The following is a 12899-nucleotide window of genomic DNA, read 5'->3' on the forward strand; positions in this document are numbered from 1 at the left end:
CTATTTCAAGGAGACTCACATGGCGCGCGGCGTGAACAAGGTCATCCTGATCGGCAATCTCGGTCAGGATCCAGAAGTCCGCTTCTTACCTTCCGGTAATCCGGTGTGCAATCTACGCATCGCGACCACCGACACCTGGACCGACCGTCAAAGCGGTCAGCGCCAGGAGCGTACCGAATGGCATACGGTGGTGATGTTCAACAAGCTGGCAGAAATCGCCCAGCAGTATGTGAAGAAAGGCTCGCGTATCTATATCGAGGGCCGCCTGCAGACACGCAAGTGGCAGGGTCAGGATGGGCAGGATCGGTATTCCACCGAGATCGTCGCCAACGACATGCAGATGCTCGATTCGCGCAGTGGCCAAGGTGGCGGCGACTACGCTCAGCCCTCGCAAAATGCGCCTCAGCAAGGTATGGGGCAAGGCGCCGCGGCGCAGCAGGGCGGCTACGGCCAGCCACAAGGTGGCCCGCCCCCGCAGCAGGCACCTCAGCAACAGCCGCCCCAGCAGGGTGGGCAGCAAGGTAATTATGGCGCCCCCAATCCCGGCAATTTCGATGACTTCGACGACGAGATCCCGTTCTAGCGCCGGCGAAGTAGTGAATCGATAGTCGCTTGTAAAGCCCCGTGTAGCGGGGCTTTTTCTGTAGCCGGGTTGCCAACCCAAGCCAGTAGCTTCTAAGACTTGAGTCCTAGGCGTTTGGCCAGGCGGTGAAGGTTGCCGCTGTCCGTGCGCAGCGTTCGCGCGGTAGCGGCCCAGTTGCCGTCGTGCGCCTCCAGTGCGTGGGCGATATACTGGCGCTGGAAGGCTTCGACGGCTTCGCGTAGCGGCGCCGGGGGAGCGGGGCGTGCCTCGGGTGCTGACGGTTCGGGAGGCGCGGTGTCGTCGGCGGACGTCGTTGGCAGTTCCAGATGATGCTCGGTGATGCGTACCACGGCGTCGCGGCGCGCGCCCTGCCCTGAGGGTGGCTGTTCGCCGAAGGCGCGAAGTGCGGCACGTCCCAGGGTGTGTTCCAGTTCGCGGATGTTTCCTGGCCACGACCAGGCCAGCAGGGCATGTTCGGCTGCGGCGTCGAGGCGCAGGTTGGCGAGCCCCAGGCGAATGCGATTGTCCTCCAGGAGGCCGCCGACCAGCAGCGGCACATCCTCACGACGTTCCCGCAGGGGCGGGACCTGCAAGGGGAAGACGCTTAAACGGTGGTAGAGGTCTTCACGGAAGCGTCCAGCGGCGACTTCTTGGCTCAAGTCACGATTGGTGACCGCGACCAGGCGTACGTTGACGCGCTGCGGCGCCTCGCTGCCCAGTGGCTGAATCTCGCCTTCCTGCAGTACGCGCAACAGCTTGGGTTGCATGGCCAACGGTAGTTCGCCGATTTCATCGAGCATCAGCGTGCCCTCGTGGGCCATGGCGAAATGGCCGCGATGATCGCGGACGGCGCCGGAAAACGCGCCGCGTCGATGGCCGAACAGTTCGCTTTCGATCAGCGACTCGGGCAAGGCCGCGCAGTTGACGCGGACCAGCGGCCCTGCGCAGCGTGAGGAAAGCGCATGCACGCGCCGGGCGATCCGCTCCTTGCCGACCCCGGTCTCGCCATGCAGCAGCACGCTCATGTCGGTGGGCGCCACCAGGACAAGACTTTCTTCCAGTCGCCGCATGGCGGGGCTTTGCCAATCGGGCGTGCTATTGCGCGGTGCGTTGGGGTCGGGGAAGTGCTGGTCGAGTGCCTGGTTGAGGCGCGAGCGGGTATCGCTTAGCTGTTGCGCGAGACGCAGGCAGGTCGCCAGCAGGCCTGCCGCAGCCAACAGTTCGTCATCGTCGATGGCGGCCAGGCAGCCCGGTGTCAACGCATCCAGCGTCAGCATGCCGAGCAGCCGGTCACCATCGCGCAGGGCCACACCCATGCAGTCATGCACGTGGCTCAAGGTGTCGTCGAGCAGGCCATCGAAGGGATCGGGCAACGGCGAGTCGAGCGGAAAGCGGCACACGCCGGGATGCGCGGCGATCGCGGCCAGACGCGGGTGCTCCGCCAGGCTAAAGCGGCGACCGCGGACTTCGTCATCGAGGCCCAGCACGGCAACGGGTTGCAGGCCATCGTCGTGGGCGACCATCAAAGTGCTGGCATCGGCGGGATAAGCGCCGACCAGTGCGGCGAGCAGTTGTGCCCAGCGCTCGGGCAGGGCATCGCTGCCACGTCCGACGCTGAGGTCGGCGAGCAGGCCGCGCAAGGTATTCAGGAATGCTGTCATTTATACATAGTTTCCAAGAAAGTTGTCATAACGACACGCATAAATGAATGTTATTTTGACACTTGCGATGGCAAAGGCAAGGGTTCGCCCTTCACCGGGTCTCATCTTGAAGTACGCTGGAAGCGGCCACTACGCGGCCTTGCCGGCACTGGCGTGGCACAATGTCGCGGGGGCGGCGAAATGCTCCGAGTTGGCACTCCGATTGCGATAACAGGGATACATACTGCAAGTATCGCGAGGAGACATCATGCTGACATCCGCTCAGGAATCCGTTATCGCCGCCACTACGCCTGTGGTCGCCGAACACATCGAGGCCATCGCCAAGCGCTTCTATCCGTTGATGTTCGCACGCTACCCCGAGGTCAAGACGCTGTTCAATGCTGCGCATCAGCAAAGTGGCGGGCAGCCGCGCGCGCTGGCGGGTGCCGTCGTTGCCTATGTGCAACTGCGCCATGAGCCGGCACGTCTCGACGAGGTGCTGGGCATCATCGTCGACAAGCATGTGTCGCTGGGAATCCGCCCCGAGCATTATCCGATCGTCGGCGAATGCTTGATGGCGTCGATCGGCGAGGTGCTGGGCGAGGCAGTGACGGCGGAGGTCGCCGATGCCTGGAGCGCGCTTTACGAGGAACTGGCGGGGCTTCTGATCGAGAAGGAGGCACGCCGTTATCACGAATTCGCCGCTCAGCCCGGTGGCTGGGACGGTACCCGCGGGTTCCGCATCGTCGCCAAGCGCCCCGAGAGTGCCGTCATTACTTCCTTCGAGTTGGCGCCGGTGGATGGCGGTGCGGTCGCCGCGCATCGTCCGGGGCAGTATATCGGTCTCAAGCTGGCCATCGACGGCGAAACCGTGCATCGCCACTACAGTCTCTCGGCGGCGCCCAATGGCAAGACTTATCGGATTTCCATCAAGCGCGAGGAGGGTGGCCAGGTCAGCCGGTATTTCCATGACCGCCTGGCGGTGGGCGATACCCTGGAGCTGCTGCCACCGGCGGGGCATTTGACCTTGGTCGAGGGCGATACGCCGGTGATGCTGATCAGTGGCGGCGTGGGGCAGACGCCGATGTTGCCGCTGGCCCGGCAGGCGCTCGTCGAGGGGCGTCGCGTCGTCTACCTGCATGCGGCGCGTGATGGCGCGATGCGTGCTTTCGCTGGCGAGTTGGCCGAACTGCGCAAGGCGTATCCGGCATTATTGCGGGTGATTAGCGTCTATTCTCGACCGCGCGCGGAGGATATGCCCGATCATGTCGGCCGCGTGGATGCCGACCTGCTGTCGAAGTATGTGCCGCGTGACGCCGACTGTTATACGGTGGGGCCGACGGACTTCATGCGCTGCGTCGATGCGGTGCTGGGGACGCTCGGGATCGAGGCGGCACGTCGCCATCATGAGTTCTTCGGCCCGGCTGAGCCGCTGGCGGATGTCGCCTAAGACATGGGGTGATGTTTTAAATGCAAAACGCCACGCCATTCGGCGTGGCGTTTTGCATGATGCGTGGCGCCTGACGGGCGCCTTTTCAAAGGAGGGGTGAAGGGGCGCCGGGGCAATCCCGGCGCTTGTCTGATCGGTATGGATGATGAGGCTCAGCGAGTCTCGTTGAGCACCGCCTCGGGAAAATGTCGGCGTAGAATCTGATTCTGAAACGCATCCACGAAGCGACTGTTGATGATGATGATGAAGCGCTCGAAGGGCGCTCCGGCATCTTCCTGGTGAATGCCGTCCACGCTGTGGAAGAGACGGTCGTCACGCAAGTGCAGGATATCGCCGGGCGCGAGAGTCGTGTCGGCTACGGGGGCAGTGCCCGCCTTGTCGGCATAGAGATGGTTATCACCCCCGGCGACATTGTGGCGACTCAGCACCAGGATGCTCAGCGCCTTGCAGCCGTCGGCATGAATTCCTTGGCCCTGCAGAGGATCGATCATGCCTTCGCCACGAACGCCGGTTATCTGCATCAGGATGGGCTCGTTGGGCTTCAGATCCCAGAGTCGCGCCCAGGCACGCACGAAGGCCTTCACGTCCGGCCGGGCCATGAATGCCGGCGTCAGTGGCTCATAGTAGCGCAGGCGGTCCGCCATGCTCTCGGCATCATTGAAGGCACCGCCCTGAGCCATTGGGCAATGGCCCATATCGACGACGGCGTCACGTTCATCCAGCGTCAGCCAGGACATGCGTTTCCAGCGACGGTTGACATAGGGATCTCGGGGCAGGTCGGCGGTGAATGCCTGCCAGGCCTCGAGATCAATCCGAGAGCGCACCTCGGTCCTGGCCCAGTCCTGCTGTTGCAGGGCGTTGATAATCTCTGGTGACCAGTAGTCGGCGAGTGGGTCGGAAGGTATGGTGCTGGAATTGAAGCCATACTTGAGGGTGTCGAGTTTCATGAGATTTTCTCCATTAGAGTGTGGGGCGAGATTGCCCAAGGGTTGCACGGGATCGTCCGAGCAACCCTCGGAAAGGAGAATATCTGCCGCTAAATGTCAAAAAACGTATAAAACCTGTCATATTGATTTGACTTTGATCACACTTCGTGACGCTGGGTGGCAACGTCAGGCCGAGCCTGGCTGCCGTGTCGCTGAATTTCTGTGTATGCCTTTAGGATGAGAGGATCGAGGTGGTGCAAGGGGGCCATCTGGCCTAATGGTGCGAGCAACAGCACCTTTCGATGATGGATAAAGTGGATGAGCGGTCACGATTTCGTTTTCCGACGCTGGTTAGTGCGTCGGTGGCAACAGGTCCGGGCGAGATGGTTAGACGCCCATAGCGATAGCGTTCGGAGCGATATCGAACTCGTGCGCCGCCAGTATTTGGTGAGCGAACAGCGTTTCCGAGCTCTACTGGAGAGCCTGCCCAGGGTGGCGGTCCAGGGCTATGACCGCGAGCGCCGCGTGATCTATTGGAACGAGGCCAGCGCCCGGCTCTACGGCTATGGCGCCGAGGAAGCGCAGGGCCGATTGCTGGAAGAACTGATCATCCCGGAGTCCATGCGTGCACCGGTGGTTCAAGCGCATCAGGCTTGGGTGAGGGATGGGGTCGAGATTCCGCCGGAAGAGCTTGAGCTTCAGCACAAGAGTGGTGAGCTGGTCCCGGTCTTCTCCCACCATGTCATGCTCGGCGAGCACACCGAGGAGCCACTGATGTTCTGTGTCGACGTGGACCTCTCGGATCAGAAGCGGGCGCACCGCGAGCTGGACTTCGCCACGCGCTTCGATGCACTGACGCGTCTGCCCAACCGCCAGACCTTCGAAGCGCAGTTGGACGAGGTCATCATCTCTTGTCGTCGACAGAGTGCCGGGATGATGCTGGTCTATCTGGATGTCGATGACTTCGTGGCGGTCAACGATGTCCTTGGCTATGAGCAGGGCGACCGGCTGCTGATCGAGTTGACTCGGCGGCTGAATCAGGTGACGAGGGCGTCAGATATCATGTCGCGCCTCTCTGGCGACGAGTTCGTGATCGCCTTCCCGATGTTTCAGCGCAAGGAAGTGCTCCTGCAACTGGTCCACAAGCTCCAACAGGTCCTTCGCCCTCCTTTCCTGATGGATGGTGCTCAGCATCAGGTGACGGCCTGTCTGGGGATTAGCCTCTATCCGGACAACGGTGAAACGGCCCGCGAGCTAATCCATAACGCCGACGTGGCCAAGAACCGGGCCAAGTTGGATGGCCACGGTAGCGTGTGGTTCTTCGACCAGAAGCTCCATGACGAGCTGCTCTACCAGCACCGCCTCGTTGACCGCCTGTCGCAGGCCCTGGACAGTGAAGAACTCTCGCTGCACTACCAGCCTCAGGTGTCTGCCGCGAGCGGGCGTATCGAGAATCTCGAGGCGCTGCTCCGCTGGCAGCCGGCGGAGGGGCCGCCGATCTCACCGGCCGAGTTCATTCCGCTTGCTGAGCGTTCTGGCCTGATTCACCGTCTCGGTGATTGGGTCATGGAAACAGCCTGCCAACAGCGGGCGCTGTGGAAGAATGCTGGCCTGGCCATCGAACGCATCGATATCAATGTCTCCGGCCGGCAGTTGAGTCGGCCCGATATCTTCCAGCGCTTCGAAGACTGTCTGGCGCGCCATGGCCTGGGCCCTCGTGATATAGGACTGGAGCTCACTGAGAATGTGCTCATCGAGGCCGACGGCCGTATCCTGGAGGGTTTGCGCCGGCTCCATAGCCTGGGCTTTCGTATCGCCATCGATGATTTCGGCACCGGCTATTCGTCGCTGAGTTACCTCAAGCACTTTCCGGTCACGGCTCTCAAGATCGATCGAACCTTCGTGCGGGATGCCCCGGATCAGCCAGAGGATCGCGCGATCATGGAGGCTGCGATCTTCATCGGTCACCGCCTGGGTCTGGAGGTCGTGGCCGAGGGGGTCGAGAACCGTGAGCAGCTCGAGCTGATCCGGGAGATGCGCTGCGACCTGGTCCAGGGGTTCTATTTCTTCCGCCCTATGCCTGCTCTGGAAATGGAGCGCGTGCTGGGCGGCCTGGTAACGGGGCATCCCGGGGGCTCGGGCTGAGTCCACCGTCCGCTTGGCGTAGAATGTAAGTCTGCGGATCACCACGGCGGCAGGACATCTCCGTGCGCAGTCTGTCGGCGGCAATGAAGATGACAGGCAATGCGGTGATGGGTGAATATGAGGCCCTGGCGCCGGGGTGGGCGACGAATCGAGGAGACGAACATGCGAAAGGAGAGGCCGTGAAGCTGTTGCTGGCGGGTGCGGGACATTGCTTGAGCCTGGCGCTGGCGCGCGAGGCCAATCGGCGTCGCGACACCCAACTGACCATCGCTGAGGGGACACGGGTTACGGCGGAAACCTTGGCCGAGGCCCGGCCCGATGCACTGGTGGTGCCGCCGTTATCGGCGCCATCGCGCCTGGCGCCGGCCGAGGTCATGGCGCATGTCGAGGCGGTCGATGCCAATCTCGAGTTGTGTCGTGAGTATGACTTGCCATTGATCTGGTGTGTGTCCGATGAGCTCTATGAAGAGGGCGGCGACGGGCCGCTCGATGAGCATGTCATTCCCGCGCCGCGTGATGACAGCCTAAAACGCTTGATCGCCACCGGCGATCGGGTGCGTCAGTACCTGCCCAAGCACCTCATCGTGCGGTTGGGGCCGCTGTTCGCGCTCGATGGCGCGCATGCATGGTTGCCCGAATTGCTCGATACGCTGCTGACGGGTGACGAAGTGCGGGCCGCTGAAGACATCATCCTTTGTCCGACCTCCGTGGATGCGGTGGCTATGGCGTTGATCGGCATGATGCAGCAGCAAGGCTGTGGCGCCGATGCCTGGGGAGCCTACCACCTGGCGGGCACCGAGCCGGTCAGCCCTTACACCTTCGCTTCCGTCGTACGTACTCAGTTGGGAACACACCTGGAGCGTCAGGAACGCGACGCCACACTGGGAGCGTTGCATGCCTTGCGCCATCATCACGACCATCCGCTGCGGCGAGTTTTGAACTGTCGCCGCGTGTTGGATGTTTTCGGTATTCATCAAAAGCCCTGGCGGCTCGAACTGAGTCGCATGCTGGATGCTTGGTGCCTATTGCATGACAAGGAGTCGGCAACGTGAAGGTATTACGCAGTCTTGTCTTTTATGCCGGCTATTTTCTGGCGCTGCTGATCAGCGGGCTGGTATTGCTGCCGCTCGCGCCGTTTGTGCCTTTGTTTACGCGTTTTCGACTACTCAATCTTTACAACCGTTTCATCGTGGGGTGGTTTGCCGTGTCCTGCGGCGTACGTTATCACGTGAGTGGGCGTGATAACGTGCCCGAGGGGCCATGCGTGGTGCTCGCCAATCATCAGAGCGAGTGGGAGACGCTGTTCCTGCAACTGATCAAGGTGCCGGTGTGCACAGTACTCAAGCGTGAGTTGCTCAAGCTGCCGGTCTTCGGCTGGGGGTTACGCTTGATCAAGCCCATTGCGTTGGACCGCTCGCGGCCGTCCAGGGCCATGCGCATGGTGCTCGAGCAGGGCAAGCAGCGCTTGTCCGAGGGGCTGTCGGTACTGATCTTTCCCGAGGGCACTCGCGTGCCACCAGGGCAGCGGCGGCGTTACAACAAGAGCGGAGTGGTCATCGCTTGTCGTGCCGGTGTTCCGGTGCTGCCCGTGGCCCACAATGCCGGCGAACACTGGCCGGGGCGGCATTGGGTCAAGAAGCCCGGAGATGTGCACGTGGTGGTCGGTGAGCCGATCGCAACGCAGGGGCGTTCCACCGACGAGGTTCTGGTCGAGGTCGAGCGTTGGATCGAGGCGCAGCTCCGCGAAATCTCGGCGGTACCTCGGCCCGCTGAGGAGGATGAAGCCAGCAAGGTGCCGGCCTGAACCGCTGTCGATAGAGGGTATGCCAGCATGCAAAAGGGGCGTCTCTCGCGAGACGCCCCTTTTTCCGTGTTACCGGGAAATACACGGCGCGGAGGTCGCGCGTCTAGTCCCGGTAGCGCTGCAGTACCAGGCAGGCGTTGGTACCACCGAACCCGAAGCTATTGGACAACACGCGCTCGATGGCCGCATCGTCGCGGCGCTGGTCGACGATATCGAAGCCTTGGGCAGCATCGTCTAGCTCGCTGATGTTGGCCGAAGCGGCAATGAAGGAATGCTCCATCATCAACAACGAGTAGATGGTCTCCTGCACGCCGGTGGCGCCCAGCGAATGCCCGGTCAATGACTTGGTGGAGCTCATCGCCGGTGTGGTATCGCCGAATACCTCACGAATCGCCTTGAGTTCGGCGATATCGCCCACCGGCGTGGAGGTGCCGTGGGTGTTGATATAGTCGATTGGGCCGTCGACGGTCGCCATGGCTTGCCGCATGCAGCGCGCGGCTCCCTCGCCGGAGGGCGCGACCATGTCATAGCCATCGGAAGTGGCGCCATAGCCGACGATTTCGGCATAGATCTTGGCGCCACGCGCCTTGGCGTGCTCCAGCTCTTCGATCACCAGCATGCCGCCACCACCGGCGATGATGAAACCATCGCGCGAGGCGTCATAGGGACGCGAGGCGGTTTCGGGCGCGTCGTTATAGCTGGTCGAGAGCGCGCCCATGGCATCGAACAGGCAGGACAGCGTCCAGTGCTCCTCCTCGCCGCCACCGGCGAAGACCATGTCCTGCTTGCCGAGCTGGATCTGCTCGACGGCGCTGCCGATGCAGTGTGCCGAGGTAGCACAGGCCGAGGAGATAGAGTAGTTGACGCCCTTGATCTTGAACGGCGTGGCCAGACAGGCGGAAACCGTACTGCCCATGGTCCGCGTGACCCGGTAGGGGCCGACGCGACGCAAGCCTTTTTCGCGCAGCACGTCGGCGGCTTCGACCTGGTTGGCGCTGGATGCGCCGCCGGAGCCGGCAATCAAGCCGGTACGCTCGTTGGAGATGTCGCTTTCGTCGAGACCGGCATCGCGAATCGCCTGCTCCATCGAGACATAGGCGAATGCGGCGGCATCGCCCATGAAACGGCGCAGCTTGCGGTCGACCAGAGTGTCGAGGTCGATGTCGACCACACCGGCCACATGGCTGCGGAAACCGCGCTCGGCGTATTCGTCTTTGTACCGGATGCCCGAGCGCCCGCTGCGCAGTGCATCCAGTACCTGTTGCTGGTCGTTGCCCAGGCAGGACACGATGCCCAGGCCGGTGACTACCACTCGTCGCATGGAAGCCTCCTGATCAGAAATTCGCGGTGGAGGTAAACAAGCCAACGCGTAAATCGTTGGCCTGATAGATATCGCGACCGTCGACCGAAACGGTGCCGTCGGCAATTCCCAGTATCAACCGCCGGGTAATGATCCGCTTGAGGTTGATCCGGTAGGTGACCTTATCGGCGTTCGGCATTATCTGGCCCGAGAACTTGACCTCGCCGCAGCCCAAGGCGCGACCGCGCCCGGGGTGGCCCAGCCAGCCGAGGTAGAAGCCGACCAGTTGCCACATGGCATCCAGGCCCAGACAACCGGGCATGACCGGGTCGCCGGGGAAGTGGCAGTCGAAGAACCACAGGTCGGGGTGGATATCCAGTTCGGCGATCAGTTCGCCCTTGTCGTACTCGCCTCCGCCCTCCTGGATCTGCGTGATGCGGTCGAGCATCAGCATATTGGGGGCTGGCAGCTGGGCGTTGCCCGGGCCGAACAACTCGCCCTGGCTGCATGCCAGCAGTTCTTCGTAGCTGAAAGAATGTTGCTTGGTCACTGAGTCTTTCCGAGAGTCGAAATTGTGGTGCGTCGCAGAGCACGGACACCCTAGTCTACTAACAGTGCCGGATGAATGCACGCTGGGCCAGCCTACCGGGCGGACGCGGCCGGTGCAATCCGCTCATGGGCGCGGGTTGCGCCGGTTGCAAGAGAAGGGGCATGATGCCTGCACTTTACTGAACCTCCATTGCTTGAGCCGATACACGCCATGTGGTCAGCCTTCACGCTTAACCGTCCCCTGATCTGGACGGGCATTGCCGCCATGGCCTCCATGTGCCTTCTGCCGACGCTGATATTGCGGTTGGCGGCCTTGGTGGTGGTGATCATCGGTGGGGTGGACGCCTGGCGGCAGATCCGCTTGGAAGCTAACCGGCGTCGACTAACCGAAGCCGCCCTGATGCTGTCTCCCGATGGCGTGTTGATCGCGAATGCCCTCAATCGCATCGAGACGGTCAATCCGGCCTTTACGCAGATCACGGGGTATAGCGAAGAGGAAATACGCGGCCTCGATCCATCGGTACTTTCCTCGGGACGCCACGACAAGGCTTTCTACGAACGCTATTGGCAAACGCTCAACGCCACTGGCCAGTGGGAAGGTGAAGTCTGGAATCAGCGCAAACACGGCGATGAATTTCCCGAATGGCTCCGGGTCCGCACCGTCACTGATACCAAGGGACACGTCACGAATTACGTGGGCTTGTTCACCGATATCAGTCGGCACAAGGCGCGCGAGCAGGACCTGCAGCGTATCGGCTTCGAGGATCCGCTGACCGGCTTGCCCAACCGCCGGCGTCTGCATGACCTGCTGGCCTCGCGCTTGCAACGTTTGCGGGCCGGCGAAGAACTGGACATTGCGCTGATCGACATCGATGGCTTCAAGGCGGTTAACGATGCCATGGGCGTCGACAAGGGCGACCGCCTGCTGTCGCGCTTCGGGCAGCGCCTTGCAGCTTTCGTTGCCGGGGGCGTAGTGGGTCGCCTGGGCGGTGACGAATTCATGGTCATTCGCACCACGACCTTCGACGATCACGAGCATTGGGTGGATGAGTTGCGCGGGCATCTCAGTGAGCCGTTCGAAATCGATGACAAACCCCTGCGCCTGGGGCTGACCATCGGCAGTTGTCGCGCCCCCGACGACGGGCGCAATTCCAGTGTCTTGTTCCAGCGCCTGGAGTCAGCGCTCTACGCCGCCAAGCGCCACGGGCGTAACCATAGCCAACGCTTCCGTCCCTCGCTGGAAGTCGCGGGGGATCCTCAACTCGAGTTGCTCAATGAACTACGCCAGGCTCTGGCGCACGGCACGCAACTCGAACTCTTCTATCAGGCACAGTACCACCTCGACGACGAGCGACTGGCCGGCATGGAAGCCCTGCTGCGCTGGTATCATCCCACGCATGGCATGATCTCGCCGGGCACGTTCATCCCCCTGGCCGAGCGCCACGGACTGATGACGGCGCTGGGCGACTGGGTGATCGATCACGCCTGCGCGCAGTTGTCGACCTGGCGTCAGCAAGAACTATCGTTCGTGCCGGTATGGATCAACATCTCGGCGGTGCAGCTAATTCAGGGCGATCTCGAGGCGCGGCTGTCGTCCAGTTTGGCCAAGCACAACGTCCCCTCAACCATGCTGGGCTTGGAGCTGACCGAGTCGGTGTTGCTAGACGAGCGCGCGGGGGATATCTCGGCACGCCTGGTCGCGCTGCGTGACAAGGGACATCCGATCGCCATCGACGATTTCGGTACCGGCTACTCGTCGATGGCTTATCTCAAGCAGTTGCCGGTGGATAAACTCAAGCTCGACCGTGCTTTCGTGCGCGCTCTGCCTGACGATAGCGCCGATGCCGCGATCACTTCGGCGGTGCTCGCCATGGCGCGTGGGTTGGGGCTGGACGTGGTCGCTGAGGGTGTGGAAACCGAGGCGCAGCGGGACTACTTGCGTGATCAGGGCTGTGCCATGGTGCAAGGCTTCCTCTATGCCCGCCCCGAACGGGTCACCGATGTCGAGAAGCGGCTCAAAGGCGATCCCGAGATGTCGCTGCCCTGAGCGCCAGCCACCCGCATAGACTGCCCCAGAGCACGGCCTGCACCACCACGGCCCAAGGCGCCAGTTCGACATCGTCGGCTAGGCGCGCGCCCCCCAGGTAGGAACTTGGCCCCCCGAGCGCCCCGCCTAGCATCGCCAGCCGAGGATGCTGCCATAGCCAGGCGAGTGAATGATGAATCGTGGTCGCGAACAGCGGCCAGAGAAGCCACAGCCAGATCGGTAGCCCCGAGGCATCGGCAAAGCGTAAACCGCCGAGCAGCGTCAATGTGCCGTCCACGCCAGCGCCCAGCAGCGCGAACCCCGCCAGCCAGCGCCACTCTCTCGGCATACCCAGCCACCGCAAATGGCATGCCACGATCACCACGACCGTCGGCAACGCCCAGGGCGTACCGCCCAGCACGCAGGCCAGCCAACCAGCCTGAAACGCGAGTGCGTTTATAACCTTGCCAAGCATG

The 12899-nt window shown here is 62.4% G+C and carries 11 protein-coding genes; 6 read left to right on the plus strand and 5 right to left on the minus strand.

All coding sequences use genetic code 11. From position 1 onward, the window contains the following. Positions 1-19: 19 nt before the first annotated feature. Positions 20-583 carry a single-stranded DNA-binding protein gene (gene ssb, locus RVY79_RS15760; protein WP_317465383.1) on the plus strand — a complete coding sequence of 188 codons (564 nt, stop codon included), beginning with the start codon at positions 20-22 and terminating at the stop codon, positions 581-583. 92 nt (positions 584-675) lie between these two features. On the opposite strand, the gene norR is transcribed toward ssb, so the two are convergent. Then, on the minus strand, positions 676-2244 hold the full coding sequence (gene norR / locus RVY79_RS15765; protein WP_317465385.1) for a nitric oxide reductase transcriptional regulator NorR: 1569 nt from the start codon (positions 2242-2244) through the stop codon (positions 676-678). A 247-nt stretch (positions 2245-2491) separates the two neighbouring features. Between norR and hmpA the strand changes: the two genes are divergently transcribed. Next, a complete protein-coding gene (gene hmpA / locus RVY79_RS15770; RefSeq protein WP_317465386.1) occupies positions 2492-3673 on the plus strand; it encodes an NO-inducible flavohemoprotein in 1182 nt (393 codons plus the stop codon). A 152-nt stretch (positions 3674-3825) separates the two neighbouring features. Here the strand turns inward: hmpA and RVY79_RS15775 are convergent, their stop codons facing one another. Then, positions 3826-4620, minus strand: coding sequence for a 2OG-Fe dioxygenase family protein (locus tag RVY79_RS15775; protein ID WP_317465388.1), 795 nt, complete (start codon positions 4618-4620; stop codon positions 3826-3828). A 297-nt stretch (positions 4621-4917) separates the two neighbouring features. On the opposite strand from RVY79_RS15775, the gene RVY79_RS15780 reads away from it, so the two are divergent. The 3 genes from RVY79_RS15780 to RVY79_RS15790 all read left to right on the plus strand — a co-directional run bounded on the left by RVY79_RS15780 (position 4918) and on the right by RVY79_RS15790 (position 8548). Then, positions 4918-6744 carry a putative bifunctional diguanylate cyclase/phosphodiesterase gene (locus RVY79_RS15780; RefSeq protein ID WP_317465389.1) on the plus strand — a complete coding sequence of 609 codons (1827 nt, stop codon included), beginning with the start codon at positions 4918-4920 and terminating at the stop codon, positions 6742-6744. A 179-nt stretch (positions 6745-6923) separates the two neighbouring features. After that, complete coding sequence (locus tag RVY79_RS15785; RefSeq protein WP_317465449.1) at positions 6924-7796, plus strand: sugar nucleotide-binding protein; 873 nt, start codon at positions 6924-6926, stop codon at positions 7794-7796. Then, a complete protein-coding gene (locus RVY79_RS15790; protein WP_317465390.1) occupies positions 7793-8548 on the plus strand; it encodes a lysophospholipid acyltransferase family protein in 756 nt (251 codons plus the stop codon). The genes RVY79_RS15785 and RVY79_RS15790 overlap by 4 nt, the downstream gene beginning before the upstream one ends. 103 nt (positions 8549-8651) lie before the next feature. On the opposite strand, the gene fabB is transcribed toward RVY79_RS15790, so the two are convergent. Both fabB and fabA read right to left on the minus strand, forming a co-directional pair. Beyond that, positions 8652-9869, minus strand: a complete 1218-nt coding sequence (gene fabB / locus RVY79_RS15795) for a beta-ketoacyl-ACP synthase I (protein ID WP_317465391.1) — start codon at positions 9867-9869, stop codon at positions 8652-8654. A 13-nt stretch (positions 9870-9882) separates the two neighbouring features. Then, entirely contained in the window at positions 9883-10398 is a 516-nt protein-coding gene (fabA, locus tag RVY79_RS15800) for a 3-hydroxyacyl-[acyl-carrier-protein] dehydratase FabA (protein ID WP_246976096.1), read from the minus strand. A gap of 210 nt (positions 10399-10608) precedes the next feature. On the opposite strand from fabA, the gene RVY79_RS15805 reads away from it, so the two are divergent. Continuing rightward, a complete protein-coding gene (locus RVY79_RS15805; protein ID WP_317465393.1) occupies positions 10609-12444 on the plus strand; it encodes a putative bifunctional diguanylate cyclase/phosphodiesterase in 1836 nt (611 codons plus the stop codon). Here the strand turns inward: RVY79_RS15805 and RVY79_RS15810 are convergent. Then, positions 12413-12898, minus strand: coding sequence for a DUF2878 domain-containing protein (locus tag RVY79_RS15810; protein WP_317465394.1), 486 nt, complete (start codon positions 12896-12898; stop codon positions 12413-12415). The two genes, RVY79_RS15805 and RVY79_RS15810, sit on opposite strands and share 32 nt — an antisense overlap. Position 12899 lies beyond the last annotated feature (1 nt).

Origin of the sequence: Chromohalobacter sp. HP20-39, assembly GCF_033052815.1 — a bacterium.
In the GTDB taxonomy this organism is placed as follows: Bacteria; Pseudomonadota; Gammaproteobacteria; order Pseudomonadales; family Halomonadaceae; genus Chromohalobacter.

What these genes read in the sequence shown, in the direction of transcription:
- ssb (WP_317465383.1), top strand. Translation starts at nt 20, where the DNA reads ATGGCGCGCGGCGTGAACAAGGTCATCCTGATCGGCAATCTCGGTCAG.
- norR (WP_317465385.1), bottom strand. Translation starts at nt 2,244, where the DNA reads ATGACAGCATTCCTGAATACCTTGCGCGGCCTGCTCGCCGACCTCAGC.
- hmpA (WP_317465386.1), top strand. Translation starts at nt 2,492, where the DNA reads ATGCTGACATCCGCTCAGGAATCCGTTATCGCCGCCACTACGCCTGTG.
- RVY79_RS15775 (WP_317465388.1), bottom strand. Translation starts at nt 4,620, where the DNA reads ATGAAACTCGACACCCTCAAGTATGGCTTCAATTCCAGCACCATACCT.
- RVY79_RS15780 (WP_317465389.1), top strand. Translation starts at nt 4,918, where the DNA reads ATGAGCGGTCACGATTTCGTTTTCCGACGCTGGTTAGTGCGTCGGTGG.
- fabB (WP_317465391.1), bottom strand. Translation starts at nt 9,869, where the DNA reads ATGCGACGAGTGGTAGTCACCGGCCTGGGCATCGTGTCCTGCCTGGGC.
- RVY79_RS15805 (WP_317465393.1), top strand. Translation starts at nt 10,609, where the DNA reads ATGTGGTCAGCCTTCACGCTTAACCGTCCCCTGATCTGGACGGGCATT.
- RVY79_RS15810 (WP_317465394.1), bottom strand. Translation starts at nt 12,898, where the DNA reads ATGCTTGGCAAGGTTATAAACGCACTCGCGTTTCAGGCTGGTTGGCTG.